The sequence below is a fragment of the Deltaproteobacteria bacterium genome (assembly GCA_005879535.1).
Classification (GTDB): Bacteria; Myxococcota; Myxococcia; order Myxococcales; family 40CM-4-68-19; genus 40CM-4-68-19.
In genome coordinates this window covers 83,126-96,207 of record VBKI01000067.1, presented here as the reverse complement: position 1 = coordinate 96,207, position 13,082 = coordinate 83,126, and the positions used below count along the sequence as shown (strand labels likewise).

The 13,082-nt window shown below is 68.4% G+C and carries 12 protein-coding genes and 2 pseudogenes (1 of these 14 cut by a window edge); 5 read left to right on the top strand and 9 right to left on the bottom strand.

Annotated elements, in window-relative coordinates; all coding sequences use genetic code 11:
* The first annotated feature begins 5 nt into the window (after window positions 1–5).
* The gene (locus E6J58_14400) at window positions 6–221 is read left to right on the top strand and encodes a DUF655 domain-containing protein (protein ID TMB36389.1); all 216 of its coding nucleotides are present in this window, start codon (window positions 6–8) and stop codon (window positions 219–221) included.
* A gap of 90 nt (window positions 222–311) precedes the next feature.
* Here E6J58_14400 and E6J58_14395 read toward each other — a convergent pair whose 3' ends face one another.
* Window positions 312–617 (bottom strand): DUF3467 domain-containing protein, encoded by a 306-nt coding sequence (locus E6J58_14395; GenBank protein TMB36388.1) that lies wholly within the window; start codon window positions 615–617, stop codon window positions 312–314.
* 77 nt (window positions 618–694) lie between these two features.
* On the opposite strand from E6J58_14395, the gene E6J58_14390 reads away from it, so the two are divergent.
* Window positions 695–1,465 carry an alpha/beta fold hydrolase gene (locus E6J58_14390; protein ID TMB36387.1) on the top strand — a complete coding sequence of 257 codons (771 nt, stop codon included), beginning with the start codon at window positions 695–697 and terminating at the stop codon, window positions 1,463–1,465.
* Window positions 1,465–2,909 (top strand): annotated as a pseudogene (gene glpK, locus E6J58_14385) (glycerol kinase GlpK). The gene E6J58_14390 and the pseudogene glpK overlap by 1 nt, the downstream one beginning before the upstream one ends.
* A gap of 63 nt (window positions 2,910–2,972) precedes the next feature.
* On the opposite strand, the gene E6J58_14380 reads toward glpK, so the two are convergent.
* Both E6J58_14380 and radA read right to left on the bottom strand, forming a co-directional pair.
* Window positions 2,973–3,305 (bottom strand): hypothetical protein, encoded by a 333-nt coding sequence (locus E6J58_14380; GenBank protein TMB36386.1) that lies wholly within the window; start codon window positions 3,303–3,305, stop codon window positions 2,973–2,975.
* Window positions 3,306–3,314: 9 nt separating this feature from the next.
* Window positions 3,315–4,655, bottom strand: coding sequence for a DNA repair protein RadA (gene radA, locus E6J58_14375; protein TMB36385.1), 1,341 nt, complete (start codon window positions 4,653–4,655; stop codon window positions 3,315–3,317).
* A 57-nt stretch (window positions 4,656–4,712) separates the two neighbouring features.
* Here radA and E6J58_14370 point away from each other — a divergent pair, with 57 nt between their 5' ends.
* Together E6J58_14370 and E6J58_14365 are read left to right on the top strand one after the other, a co-directional pair.
* Window positions 4,713–5,906 carry an MFS transporter gene (locus tag E6J58_14370; protein ID TMB36384.1) on the top strand — a complete coding sequence of 398 codons (1,194 nt, stop codon included), beginning with the start codon at window positions 4,713–4,715 and terminating at the stop codon, window positions 5,904–5,906.
* Complete coding sequence (locus E6J58_14365; GenBank protein TMB36383.1) at window positions 5,906–6,913, top strand: NAD(P)-dependent glycerol-3-phosphate dehydrogenase; 1,008 nt, start codon at window positions 5,906–5,908, stop codon at window positions 6,911–6,913. The genes E6J58_14370 and E6J58_14365 overlap by 1 nt, the downstream gene beginning before the upstream one ends.
* Here the strand turns inward: E6J58_14365 and E6J58_14360 are convergent.
* The 6 genes and pseudogenes from E6J58_14360 to E6J58_14335 all read right to left on the bottom strand — a co-directional run.
* Window positions 6,873–7,862, bottom strand: a complete 990-nt coding sequence (locus E6J58_14360; protein ID TMB36382.1) for a hypothetical protein — start codon at window positions 7,860–7,862, stop codon at window positions 6,873–6,875. The two genes, E6J58_14365 and E6J58_14360, sit on opposite strands and share 41 nt — an antisense overlap.
* Before the next feature lie 71 nt (window positions 7,863–7,933).
* Window positions 7,934–8,905, bottom strand: coding sequence for a threonine/serine dehydratase (locus E6J58_14355; GenBank protein ID TMB36396.1), 972 nt, complete (start codon window positions 8,903–8,905; stop codon window positions 7,934–7,936).
* A gap of 5 nt (window positions 8,906–8,910) precedes the next feature.
* Window positions 8,911–9,627, bottom strand: coding sequence for an ABC transporter ATP-binding protein (locus E6J58_14350; protein ID TMB36381.1), 717 nt, complete (start codon window positions 9,625–9,627; stop codon window positions 8,911–8,913).
* Window positions 9,628–11,448, bottom strand: coding sequence for a branched-chain amino acid ABC transporter ATP-binding protein/permease (locus E6J58_14345; GenBank protein TMB36380.1), 1,821 nt, complete (start codon window positions 11,446–11,448; stop codon window positions 9,628–9,630).
* Window positions 11,448–12,350 (bottom strand): branched-chain amino acid ABC transporter permease, encoded by a 903-nt coding sequence (locus E6J58_14340; protein TMB36379.1) that lies wholly within the window; start codon window positions 12,348–12,350, stop codon window positions 11,448–11,450. Before E6J58_14340 ends, E6J58_14345 begins: the two co-directional genes overlap by 1 nt.
* 249 nt (window positions 12,351–12,599) lie before the next feature.
* A pseudogene (locus tag E6J58_14335) lies at window positions 12,600–13,082 on the bottom strand (ABC transporter substrate-binding protein) (it continues 496 nt past the right edge of the window).

The window sequence follows — 13,082 nt, the reverse complement described above, 5'->3', positions numbered from 1 at the left end:
TGAACGTGAACCGCGCCAGCGAAGCCGAGCTGCGCCTCTTGCCCGGCATCGGCCGCGGCCGCGCGCATGCCATCGTGGAGCGGCGGAACAAGCGGCCCTTCTCGAGCATCGAGGAGCTGGCGCGCATGAAAGGCATGAAGGGCGTGGTGCAGAAGCTCCGGGCGCAACTCGTCGTGGAAGGCGACACGACCCTGCGACCAGCCTCCATTCGGGCCAACTGATGACCGCGGAGGCGCGGAGAGCGCGAAGAACGATGTCTCCTTCGCGCCCCCCAAACTCCGCGACCTCCGCGGTGATCTTCGAGTCGCTCCCTAGTGCACCGGGAGCAGGTGGGGCGCCGGTCCGGAAGCATCGATCTTGCCGAACTGCGCTTCGTACTTGGCCACGTTCTCCTGCAGCGCGAGGAGGAAGCGCTTCATGTGCTTTGGGCTGTTGATCACGCGCGCGCGCACCACCGCCTTCGGCGCCTGCGGCTGCACGTAGATGAAGTCGATGACGAACTCCGTCTCGTTGTGGTTCAGCATCGCCATGTTGACATACATGCCGTGCGCGGTCTGCTCGTCGATCTGGAGCTGGATCTGCACCGGCGGCGGAGCGGCGGGATGGTCGGCGGACATGGGCGCCTTCTCGCACTTGGGCATCTGCGGCGCAAGCGATTGCGGCCGTCGGGCGAAGCTGGTACGCCGCGCGTCGCATGGCCCGACCCGCGGACCCGTTCGCGCTGGGCGATGGACCCGACGCGTGCCTGCTCCTGCATGGCCTGACGGGATCGCCCGCGGAGATGCGCCCCGTCGGCGAGGCGCTGGCAGGGGCGGGATTTCGCGCCGTCGGCCCGGTTCTTCCGGGGCACGGCACGACTCCAGTGGACCTCTACGGCGTCACGCGCGGAGATGTCATCCGCGCGGCGGAGTCCGCGCTGCTCTCGCTGTGCGGCGCGCGGCGGATCTTTCTCTGCGGTCTCTCGATGGGAAGCCTGCTGGTGATCCACCTCGCGGCGCGGTCCTGGGCGGACAAGGGGCTGCCGGACTTTTCCGCGATTGCGCTGCTGGCGCCGGCGATCGAGTTCGCGCGAGGGACGTGGCTGTTCGCCAACGTCATCGGCCGCCTGCCTGCGCTCCGCGTCCTGTTGGGAAAGGGCGCCCGCGACATCCGCGGTCAGCCGGACGATCGCGAGAAAGTCGCCGGCTCGTACGACGCAATCCCCATGCGCTGGGGGGCGGAGCTGCGCGCGCTTTCGCAGGAGGCGAGGCAGCTCGCTTCCCGCGTCCGCGCGCCCGCGCTCATCCTCCAGGGCGCCCTGGACCGGACCCTCTCTCCGTCGGGCGCGCAGCGCCTGCAGGGGATGCTCTCCTCGCCCCGGGTCGAGCTGCGGATGCTGCAGCGGAGCGGGCACGTCCTGCCGCTCGACGTGGAGTCCGCCGAAGTCTGCAGCAGTATCGTGTCGTTCTTCCAGGGAGCCGCCTGATGGCCAGGTACGTCCTCGCGATCGATCAGGGCACCACCGGCAGCACCGCGCTGGTGCTCGACCAGCGCCTCTCGGTGAAAGCCAAGGCCAACGTCGAGTTCCGGCAGATCTTCCCCAAGCCGGGCTGGGTGGAGCATGACCTCGACGACATCTGGACGGCGACGCTGAAGGCCATCGCAGCGGCGATGCGGCAGGCCTCGATCAAGCCCGCCGAGCTGCAGGCCATCGGGATCACCAACCAACGCGAGACGACGCTGCTCTGGGATCGGCATTCGGGACGGCCCATCCACAACGCGATCGTCTGGCAGGACCGGCGCACCGCGGATCTGTGCAACGAGCTGAAGGCGAAAGGAAAGGAGCCCTGGATCCGCGAGAAGACGGGATTGGTGCTCGACGCCTACTTCAGCGGCACCAAGGTCCGCTGGCTGCTCGACCACGTGTCCGGCGCGCAGGCGCGGGCGGAGAACGGCGACATCTGTTTCGGCACCATCGATTCGGCGCTGCTCTGGAAGCTGACCGGGGGCGCGGTGCACGCGACCGACGTGACCAACGCCTCGCGCACCCTCTTCATGGATCTGGGAACGCGCGCCTGGGACAACGAGCTGCTCGCCCTCTTCGGTGTGCCGCGCGCCGTGTTGCCGGCGATCAAGCCTTCCGCGGGCGTCTTCGGCACGACCAAGGGCGTGAAGGGTTTGCCCGACGGAGTTCCCATCGCCGGCATCGCGGGAGATCAGCAGAGCGCGCTGGTCGGCCAGGCCTGCTTCGAAGAGGGCGAGGCGAAGTGCACGTACGGGACCGGCGCGTTCCTCTTGATGAATGCCGGACCGAACAAGGTCACTTCCCGGCATGGTCTGTTGGGGACCGTCGCCTGGCAGGTGGGCAGCGAGGTTGCGTATGCCTTGGAGGGAAGCGCATTCATCGCCGGCGCCGTCGTCCAGTGGTTGCGCGACGGGCTCGGCCTCATCGAGAAGTCCGCGGATGTCGAGAAGCTCGCGGCGTCGGTCCCGGATTCGGCCGGCGTCGTGTTCGTTCCCGCATTGGCCGGCCTGGGCGCGCCGCACTGGAGGCAGGAAGCGCGCGGGCTCATCTCGGGAATCCACCGCGGCGTGACGGCGGCGCATCTGGCTCGGGCGGCGCTCGAGGGAGTGGCGTTCGAGATCCACGATCTGGCGCAGGCGATGGCCCAGGACATCGGCAAGCCGGTGCCGATGTTTCGCGTCGACGGAGGCGCCTCCGCCAACGATCTGCTGATGCAGTTCCAGGCGGACTTGCTGCAACCGCTCTCGGGGCGGCGTTCCTCGCCGGCCTGGGCACGGGCATGTGGGCGGGGCTCAAGGAGCTGCGCAACGCGTGGCGGCCCGGGAAGCAGTTCAAGCCGAAAATGAAGGCGGAGCAGCGGGACGCGATGCTGGCACGCTGGAAGTCGGCAGTCTCGAAGGCGTAGTTCTCGCAGCGTCCTGCACCGAGCGATCCGACGCCGCCGACCTCACTGCCGACATCAAAATCGTCATCCCGCCGCGACCTTGATGCGGACGATCATCTGCACGAGCTTGCGTGACGTGTCGTCCAGCTCGACGAACTCCACCGCGATTCCCGCCGGCTCAACGCGCACGACGCGCGCGGTGCCGTGGACGATGCGCTCCTTGCCCGCGTCGAATCGCAGAGTCAGGGCCTCGCCGACCCGGTGCGGTGGGCCCTCCATCCGGATGAACATGCCGCTCTCGCTGATGTCGCCGGCGCAAGCGGAGAGGAACTGCTGGACGGAGGCAAATTCGAGGCTGACCTGGAGGTCGACGGGCGCCCGTTGATGGCGGCGCCGCTCTTCCTGATCGTCGGCCACCGAGCCATCCTAAGCGAAGAGCGCATCCATCGCTGCTCCTACATTGGCCACCTCGCAGAGCTCCAGACCACCTTTGCAAACCCGCGCCCGATTGCCCTTCGGCAGCACGCACCGGGAAAAGCCGAGTTGTGCCGCCTCCGCCAATCGCGGGTCGATCTGGCTGACGGCGCGCACCTCGCCGGCAAGACCGACTTCCCCGAGCACCAGCGTTCCGGGCGGCAGCGGACGGTCCCGCAACGACGACACGAGCGCCGCCGCGACTGCCAGATCGCCGGCGGGTTCCGGCACCTCCGCGCCGCCGGCGACGCTCACGTAGACGTCCTTGTCTGCGAGCATGTAGCCCTGCTTCCGCTCGAGAACGGCGGTGAGCACCGCGACGCGGCCAAAATCGACGCCGATGGCCGTTCGCCGCGGATTGCCGCCCGACGACGAGCGAGCAACCAGCGCCTGCACCTCGACGAGCAGCGGCCGCGAGCCGTTCATGACCGCCACCACCGCGCTGCCCGACGCGTCGGTGGGTCGCTCGGCGAGGAACAACGCCGAAGGATTCGGCACCTCGACGAGCCCCTCCGACTTCATCTCGAAGACGCCGATCTCGTTCGTGGACCCGAATCGATTCTTGTGCGCGCGCAGGATCCGGTAGGCGTGGCTGCGATCGCCCTCGAAAAACAGCACGGTGTCCACCAGATGCTCGAGGACGCGCGGCCCGGCGATGGAACCTTCCTTGGTGACGTGGCCGACCAGGATCACCGGGATGCCGGTCTCCTTTGCGAACGCAGCGAGCCGGTGGCCCACTTCGCGCACCTGCGTCACGGAGCCGGCCGCACTCTCCAGCCCGGAGAGGGCGAGCGTCTGGATCGAATCCACCGCGAGCACGCACGGTCGGAGCTTGCGCGCGTGATCGAGGGCCATGCTTGCATCGGTCTCGGCCACGAGATGGAGCGCCGGCGAGAGCGTCCCGAGGCGCTCGCCGCGCAGCCGGATCTGCTGCAGCGACTCCTCTCCGCTGACGTACAGCACGGGCCGCTTTGGACCCGAGAGCCGATCCAGCGCGGAGAGGAGCAGCGTGCTCTTTCCGATCCCGGGATCGCCGGCGAGCAACACCACCGCGCCGGGAACCAGCCCCCCTCCGAGCGCGCGGTCCAGTTCGCCGATGCCCGTCCTCTCCCGGCGCCCCGGAGAGAGCGGGACCTGGTCGATGGGCAGCACGGGCGAGAGCCCGCGTCCGCCGGCGCGAGCCGACTGCTCCTCCACCGAGCCGAACGCGCCGCAGCCTCCGCACTTGCCGAACCACTTCGCCGTGCGAAAGCCGCACTGCCTGCACACGTGCTGGATCGCGATCCTGGTCATCGTTCCATCCTGCCTCTGGGGTCCGACATGCATGCGACATGCTAGGGTCCCCGGGGCGTGCTCCCGGTCCTGTTCGTCACCGTCTTCATCGATCTGGTCGGGTTCGGGATCATCATTCCTTTCCTCGCGTATTACGTGGAGTCCTTCGGGGCGCGGGCCGCGGTCGTCGGCTTGCTCATGTCCAGCTACTCGCTGGCGCAATTCGTCTTCGCCCCGGTCTGGGGGAGGGTCTCGGATCGGGTCGGCCGGCGTCCCATTCTGCTCCTCGGCCTTCTCGGATCGGTGGCGGGATACACGCTGTTCGGGCTCGCCGGAACGCTTGGGCTCCTCTTCGTCGGACGCGTGCTGATGGGCATTTTCGGCGCCACCATCCCCACCGCGCAGGCGGCGGTCGCCGACGTCACCGCGCCGCAGGATCGCGCGCGCGGAATGGGGCTTCTCGGCGCCGCCATCGGGCTCGGGTTCATCCTCGGACCAGCGCTCGGCGGGGTGCTCTCGAATCTCTCCACCGTGATCCGTCTGCCGCTTTTCGAGAAGAATCCCTACGCGCTCCCCTGCCTCGCTTCCGCGGCGCTCGCGGCCCTGAACCTGGCCGCGGCGGCGTTCTTCCTCCCGGAGTCGCTTTCGCGCGAGCGCCGGGGAACGAACACGGGTGCGAGGCTCTCCCGCATCGCGCTGCTCTCCCGCGGCCTTGGTGATCGGCGGCTGCGCCTGCTGGTGCTCGTGTACTTCCTCTTCATGCTCGGCTTCACGATGATGGAAGCGACGCTGACGCTGTTCATCGAGCGCCGCATCGGCGCGCGCGACCACGCGCAGCTCGTCCGCCGCGTCGGGTACCTCTTCGGCTTCATCGGGGTCATCCAGGTGGCGCTCCAGGGAGGACTGGTCGGCCGGCTGGCCACCGCTTTCGGCGAACGCCGCCTGCTCATCGCGGGAATCGCGCTCACGGCGCTGGCGTTGGCGATGCTGCCGCTCGCGGCGTCGTGGTCGGGCATCTACGCCTGCGCGTTCGGACTGGCGTGCGGACACGGACTCTCGCAGCCTTCGGTGGCGAGCCTCATCTCGCGAAACGCCCCCCCAGACACGCAGGGCGGCGCGCTCGGCGTGTCGCAATCCGCGGCCAGCCTCGCGCGCGTGCTTGGGCCAGCGATGGGTGGCGCTCTCTTCCAGCAGGTCGCGCCCGGCGCGCCCTACATCGTGGCGGCGGGGCTCTCCCTCGCGGCCATCGTCTGCGCTAGGCTGCGGACCTGATGCGCGCAACGGTCATCGGCGGGGGAAGCTGGGGAACGGCGCTCGCCTCCGTCCTCGGCAACAACGGCCACGAGGTCGTCATCTGGTCGTTCGAACAGGACGTCGCGGAAGCGATCGCCGCCCGTCGCGAAAATCCCAAGTACATGCCTGGCGTCCAGCTCCCGCAGTCGGTCACGGCGATGCACGATCTTCCCCGGTCGCTGGCAGGCGCCGAGCTGGTGCTCGCCGTCAACCCGTCACACGTCACCCGCCCCGTGATGCGGCAGGCATTGCCGTCCTTGCCGAAGGCGACTCCGATCGTCACGGCCACCAAGGGGATCGAAAACGACACTCTGCTGACGATGCACGAGGTCCTCGAGGACGTCCTCCCCCCGGAGATGCATCCATACCTCGTCTGCCTCTCCGGGCCGTCGTTCGCCAAGGAGACCATGCTGAAGATGCCGACGGCAGTGGTCGTCGCCTCGCCTTGGGAGAAGATCGCCCAGAAGGTGCAGCGCTGGTTCTCGAACGACTACTTCCGCGTCTACACCTCGAACGACGTGGTCGGAGTGGAGCTGGGGGGCTCGCTGAAGAACGTCTGCGCCATCGCTGCGGGAATCTCCGACGGGATGGGGTTCGGCAACAACACGCGCGCGGCGATCATGACCCGCGGGCTGGCGGAGCTCGTACGGCTGGCGGTGAGGAAGGGCGCCAATCCCATCACGCTGAGCGGCCTCGCCGGGATGGGCGATCTGGTTCTGACCTGCACCGGCGAGCTGTCGCGCAACCGCACCGTCGGGCTCGCGCTGGGTCGCGGGCAGAAGCTGACGGACGTGCTCGCCGGGATGACGCAGGTCGCGGAAGGCGTCCGGACGGCGAAGAGCGTCCACGATCTGTCCCGCAAGCTCGGCGTCGACATGCCGCTGCACGATGCCGTCTATCGCATCCTGTACGAGGACCTGCCGGCGAAGACCGCTTTGCAGCTGCTTACCGCGCGTGAGCTGAAATCCGAGTTCCAGCTCCATTAGGCGCTATCGCCGGACGCGGCTGGGGCAGCTGGAGCTGGACCTCGTCCTTCTCGATCTGGCCTAGCAGATGCGATGACCCGGCGATGATGATCGGCCGGAAGAGCAGGTTCAGCACGGGGGTCGCGAGGACCACCGCGGTCGAGAGCCCGAATCCGACCGATACGGCCCGGTTCGATTCCATCAGCGCGATCTCGCCGCGCGAGTCCAGCGCCAGCTTGTCGCAGAGCCGCGCGAAGAGGCGGATCGGCCCGCCGAGGATCCCCGGCAGGTGCGCCGCGGCGCGCTTCAGGAGGCGGACGAACCACGGCTCCTGGGCTTCGCGGTCGCGCTGGAGCGACTGCTTCACCGACTCGCCGGGAAGGCAGACCTGCGCGTCGTCGAACGCGTCGGCGACCACCCAGTGCAAGCTCCAGATCGCCAGAACGGCAGCGGAGATGTAGTCCCCGATCGCCGGCAACAGCTTCGCCACCACGAGCAGGGGAGCCACGCCGATGACGACGATCAGCGCCTGGCGGATCATGCGACCTGCCAGCATCCCCCAGGGCATCTCGCGCGGACCGCAGGCACCGAATCCCATCCGCCAGCGGATCATGGCGGCGAGCCGGGCATAGTGATTGGCGAAGAAGAACGAGGGCAGGGGGGCCAGCGCGGCGAACGCCTTGTAGAAGCACTTGAACCAGCTCACCCAACCGACGCCGTCGTTCCCGAAGGTGGCGTAGAGCGCGCAGGCGGCGGCGAGCAGGCCGGCGGGGTAAAGCGCCTCCTTGAGCAATTCGCCGTCGGAAAGCAGCACCCGCACGCCGAGGATCGGTTGCGCGAAGCCGTAGAGCGCCTGTTCGGTGCTCCCCACGGGGGGAGCCTGGATGCCCTCTGAATATCCCCGGACGCGCCGGAGCGCCCAGCGGACGAAGCCCCGCTGGGGCCGCGTCGAGACGGGAAGAGGTGGCATTTGGGGAAGCAGGCTCATCTCCATGTCGCGGTTACGCACCGCGGCCCCGGATATTACGACTGGCGCATCTTTCAGATTTCGCGGGAGACCACCCGTCGTAACGTCTCGAGGTCGAGATTTCCTCCGGAAATCGAGATTCCGACCGCTTTCCCCGCGAGAGATTCGCGCATTGCGAGCAGGCCGGCAAGCCCCGCCGCGCCTGCCCCTTCGGCGAGGTTGTGGGTGGTGCGCAGCAGCAGGCGGACGGCGTCGGCCAAGTCCGCCTCACCGACCTTGACGAATCCCGCCAGCCCTTCGCGCAGCGCGCTGAAGGTGTGCTCGTAGACGTTGCGGGTCGCGAGACCGTCGGCAAACGTGTTCGCGGTATAGCCGGTCAGCGGCTTTCGCTGGTGCCAGGAGTCGTGAATGGCGGCGGCGCGCGCCGCCTGGACGCCGAAGACGGTGAGCGAAGGGCGCAGGGCGCGCGCGACCGTCATCGCTCCGACCGCCTGCGACCCGCCGCCAACCGCGAGGACCATCGCTTCCAGGCCGGGCTCCTGCTCGAGCATCTCCAGCGCCATCGTGGCGGCGCCCGCGATGACCTGCGGGTGGTTCGTCGAGTGCACGAGCGTCATTCCCCGATCCCGCACGAGCTTGTCCGCGACCTGCACCGCGACGTCGTAGTCGTCGCCTTCCTCGATCACCTCCGCGCCGAACCCGCGCATGGCCTCGTTCTTCTCCGGGTTGTTCCCCCGCGGCACGCAGATGACGACGGGAATGCCGAGAAGCTGTCCTGCCCACGCGAGCGCCTGCCCGTGATTGCCGCGCGACGCGCCCACGACGCCGCGCTTCTTCTCCTCCGACGAGAGCGTCGTCAGGGCAGACAGCGCGTTGCGCGCCTTGAACGCCTGCGTCGGCTGGTGGTTCTCGTGCTTGACGTAGACGCGGATGCCGTATCCGACGGCTTCATCGAGCGGGGCATACCGGCGCAGCGGCGTCGGGGGGAGCCGGTCGCGGATCCTCTCCCTCGCGCTTCGCACATCCTCCATCGTCACCGGCCACATGGCGGTCATTCTCCCAGATAGGCCTTTCTGATCTCCGGCGACCGCAGCAGCTCGGCTCCGGTGCCCTTCTGTACCACCGTCCCCGTCTCCAGGACGTAGCCGTGGTTTGCGATTCCCAACGCCAGGTGCGCGTTCTGCTCGACCAGGAGGATGGTCACGCCCTGCTTGTTGATCTCCTGGATGATGCTGAAGATGGTCTCCACGACGGTGGGCGCGAGGCCCAGCGACGGCTCGTCGAGCAGCAGCAGCCGGGGACGGGACATGAGGGCGCGGGCGATGGCGAGCATCTGCTGCTCGCCGCCGGACAGCGTCCCCGCCATCTGCGAGGCGCGTTCCCTGAGGATAGGGAAGAGGGCGAAACCCTTCTCCTTGTCCTGCGCGATCCCCTGCGCGTCGCGCCGCAGGAACGCACCAAGGCTGAGGTTCTCGGTCACGGTCAGATTGGGAAAGATGCCGCGCCCTTCCGGCGCGTGGCAGAGACCGCGCGCGACCAGCCGGTGCGGCTTGAAGCCGGCGATCGCGGTTCCGTCGTAGCGGATCTGGCCGCCGCTCGGGCGCAGCATTCCGCTCACCGCCCGCAGCGTCGTGGTCTTGCCGGCCCCGTTGGCGCCGATCAGCGTGACGATCTCGCCCTGTCCGACGCGAAAGGAGATGCCGCGCAGCGCGTGGATCGCGCCGTAATGGACGTCGAGGTCGTGCAGCTCGAGCAGCGTCTCGCCCATCTAACTACCGCCTCCGGCCGCCGCGATCTGCGCCGCGTGCTCCTTCGCGTACTTCTCGCCGAGATAGGCCTCGATCACCTTCGGGTTGCTCTGGATCTCGCGCGGCAGGCCCTGGGCAATGGTCACGCCATGGTCGAGTACCAGGATCCGCTCGGAGACGCCCATCACCAGCTTCATGTCGTGCTCGATGAGCACGATGGCGACTCCGAAGCGGTCGCGGATCGAACGGATCAGCGCCATCAAATCCGCCTTCTCCCGCGTGTTCGTCCCCGCGGCGGGTTCGTCGAGGAGCAATACCTGCGGCCCGGTGGCGAGGGCGCGGGCGATCTCCAGCCTCCGCTGCTCGCCGTAGGGAAGGTTCTTCGCCACCTCGTCGCGGCGGTGGGACAGCCCCATGATCTCGAGCAGCTCCGCGGCGCGCTCCGCGATCCACTTCTCCTCCTGTTCCGAGAGCGCCCCCTGCCGGACGGCGGCGGCCATCGTCTCGCGGGTCAGGTGGTGGCAGGCGATGCGGACGTTGTCGAAGGCGGTCAGCTCCCGGAACAGCCGGATGTTCTGGAAGGTGCGGGCGCAGCCGAGGTGCGCGATGTCGTGCGGGGCGAGGCCGCGGGTGTCGCGGCCGATCACCTTGATGCTGCCCGCGCTCGGCGGGTAGACGCCGGTGAGCAGGTTGAACACCGTCGTCTTGCCGGCCCCGTTCGGCCCGATCAGGGCCACCAGCTCGCGCGGCTTCACCTCCAGCGAAAAGTCGCTCACGGCCGTCAGGCCGCCGAAGCGAATCGTGGCGTTGCGGACGTCGATGAGCGCCTCGCTCGCCTCGCGGCTTCCGCCAGGGCGCGGCGCCCGGCGCTTGCGCCACCAGTCCCAGATCTCGCGCGTTCCGAGCAGGCCGCGCGGCCGCAGCAGCATCAGGGCGATCAGCGCGATCGAGTAGATGACCATCCGCAGATTCGCCACGGCGCGAAGGTACTCGGGCAGCAGGGTGAGCACGGCCGCCGCGATGGTGGAGCCGGTGATCGACCCCATGCCGCCGAGCACGACCATGGCCACCACTTCGAAGCTGCGGACGAAGGTGAAGCTCTGGGGCGCCAGGTTCCCTTCGAACGCCCCACTGAGCGCTCCAGCGATGCCGGCGAAGAAGGCGCTGATGACGAACGCGCGCACCTTGTAGCCGGTGGTGTCGATGCCCATCGCCTCTGCCGCCACCTCGTCCTCGCGCACCGAGAGAAAGGCGCGCCCGTGCGTCGAATCGCGGAGCCGCTTGGCGATGAGGATGGTGGCGATGGCGACCGCCCAGATCCAGGCGAAGTCGGCGCGATGAGGAATGGGCGAGAGCCCGATGGCGCCGCCGAAGAAGGGAGTGTTTTCGATGATCACCCGGATGATCTCGCCGAACCCGAGGGTGACGATGGCGAGGTAGTCGCCGCGCAGTCGCAGCGAAGGTTTTCCGACGATCCACCCGGCGACCGCCGCGGCCGTTGCGCCCGCCAGGGCGGAGATGATGAAGAAGATCCGGTAGGGATCTTCCTGCGGACCGCGCATCAGCAGCACCGCGCTGACGTATCCGCCCACCGCCATGAAGCCGGCGTGCCCGATGGAGAACTGGCCGGTCAGGCCGTTCACCAAATTCAGCGATACGGCGAGGATGACGGCGATCCCGATGTGGTTGATGTTCTGGAACGCGTATTCGAGCCGCAGCGCCGGATTGAGCTCGATCTCCTGCTCGATCAGGACCAGGAAGGGAATGGCGACGAAGAACGGCAGCCAGCTGCGCAGCGCCTTTCCCGTTCGCCTGAGCGCGCTCCCGCCGAAGAAAGGCATCAGACCTTCTCCGCGGCTCCGCGGCCGAGGAGGCCGGAGGGCTTCACCAGCAGGATGAGAATGAGGATTCCGAAAGCGACCGCGTCGCGCCAGGAGGAGCTGGTGTACCCGGAGACGAGCTGCTCGGCGAGGCCGAGCAACAGACCTCCCAGCATGGCGCCAGGAACGTTGCCGATGCCGCCCAGCACCGCGGCGACGAAAGCCTTGAGGCCCGGCATCAGCCCCATCAAGGGATGGACGCTCGGGTACTTCGACGCGTAGAGCACGCCGGCGACTGCCGCCAGTACCGACCCCAGCCCGAAGGTGAAGCTGATGATCAAGTCGATGTTCACGCCCATCAGCGCGGCCACCGACGGGTTCCAGGAGACCGCGCGCATGGCGGTGCCGATGCGGGAGTGGAACACGATCCGTTGCAGGACGATCATCAGCACCACGCTGGTGGCGATGGTGACGAGATCGACGTAGCCGATGGAGATGCCGGCGACCACCGTGGCGGGCCGGTGCGGGAGCACGCCGAACGCACGCGGGTTGGGACCGAAGAGGAACTGGCCCCCGTATTCGAGGAAGAAGCTGACGCCGATGGCGGTGATCAGCGCGTTCAGCCGCGGCGACCCGCGCAGGGGGCGATAAGCGAGCCGCTCGATGAGAAGGCCGACGGCGCCGCAGGCCACCATGGCGAAGAGGGTCACCGCGAGCGCCCCGAAGATGCTGGGATTGCGCGACTCGCCCGTCCACACCGCCGACATGTACCAGCCCATCATCGCGCCGAGCATGAAGACGTCGCCGTGCGCGAAGTTGATCAGCTGCAGCACGCCGTACACCATCGTGTAGCCGAGCGCGATCAACGCGTAGATCGCGCCGAGCGACACTCCGTCGACGAGGCGCTGCAGGAAGTCGATCACGCTTTACTTCTTCGAATGCTCGCCCGCGGGCACGCCCTGCGGCTGCCCGGTGTTGGCGGCGCTCTGCGCGCCGGTGGTGGCGCCGACCGGAGGCGTTTGCGTCGGCGTCGGAATGGTTCCCGGCGCCGCGTTGGGCGCCGTGTTGCCCTCGGTCTTCTTCGGCGAGTCGGGCGTCGCGCGCGGCGCCTCCGCCGGGTTGGTCTCCTTCACGCCCTCGGGCTGGATGCGGCCGGAGAACTCGTACTTGCCGCCCTTGCCGACCCGGAGCACCACCGCGGGCTTGGTGGCGTTGCGCTTCTCGTCCATGGTGATGTCGCCCGTCACGCCTCTGTAGTCCTTGGTCTGCGCCAGCGCCTCGCGGATGGAAGGGCCGGTCAGGTCCTTGGCCCGCTTCATCGCGTCGAAGAGCATTCCGGCCGCGTCGTAGGCCTGCGCGGCCAGAGAGTCCGGCACCTGGCCGCCGTAGGCCTTCTTGAACTTGGTGACGAACTCCTGGATGCGCGGGCTCGGGTCGTCGACGGAATAGTGATTGGAGAAAAAGCTGCCTTCCAGCGCCGCGCCGCCGATCTCGTAGAGCTTCTCGCTGTCCCAGCCGTCGCCGCCCAGCAGCGGGACGGTGAGGCCCACCTCGCGCGCCTGTCGGGCAATCAGGCCGACGTCGGTGTAGTAGCCGGGAACGTAGAGGGCGTTCGGCGCGGCGCCCTTGATGTTGGTGAGCTGCGCCTTGAAGTC

What these genes read in the sequence shown, in the direction of transcription:
- E6J58_14395 (TMB36388.1), bottom strand. Translation starts at nt 617, where the DNA reads ATGTCCGCCGACCATCCCGCCGCTCCGCCGCCGGTGCAGATCCAGCTC.
- E6J58_14390 (TMB36387.1), top strand. Translation starts at nt 695, where the DNA reads ATGGCCCGACCCGCGGACCCGTTCGCGCTGGGCGATGGACCCGACGCG.
- radA (TMB36385.1), bottom strand. Translation starts at nt 4,655, where the DNA reads ATGACCAGGATCGCGATCCAGCACGTGTGCAGGCAGTGCGGCTTTCGC.
- E6J58_14365 (TMB36383.1), top strand. Translation starts at nt 5,906, where the DNA reads ATGCGCGCAACGGTCATCGGCGGGGGAAGCTGGGGAACGGCGCTCGCC.
- E6J58_14360 (TMB36382.1), bottom strand. Translation starts at nt 7,862, where the DNA reads ATGCCACCTCTTCCCGTCTCGACGCGGCCCCAGCGGGGCTTCGTCCGC.
- E6J58_14355 (TMB36396.1), bottom strand. Translation starts at nt 8,905, where the DNA reads ATGTGGCCGGTGACGATGGAGGATGTGCGAAGCGCGAGGGAGAGGATC.
- E6J58_14350 (TMB36381.1), bottom strand. Translation starts at nt 9,627, where the DNA reads ATGGGCGAGACGCTGCTCGAGCTGCACGACCTCGACGTCCATTACGGC.
- E6J58_14345 (TMB36380.1), bottom strand. Translation starts at nt 11,448, where the DNA reads ATGCCTTTCTTCGGCGGGAGCGCGCTCAGGCGAACGGGAAAGGCGCTG.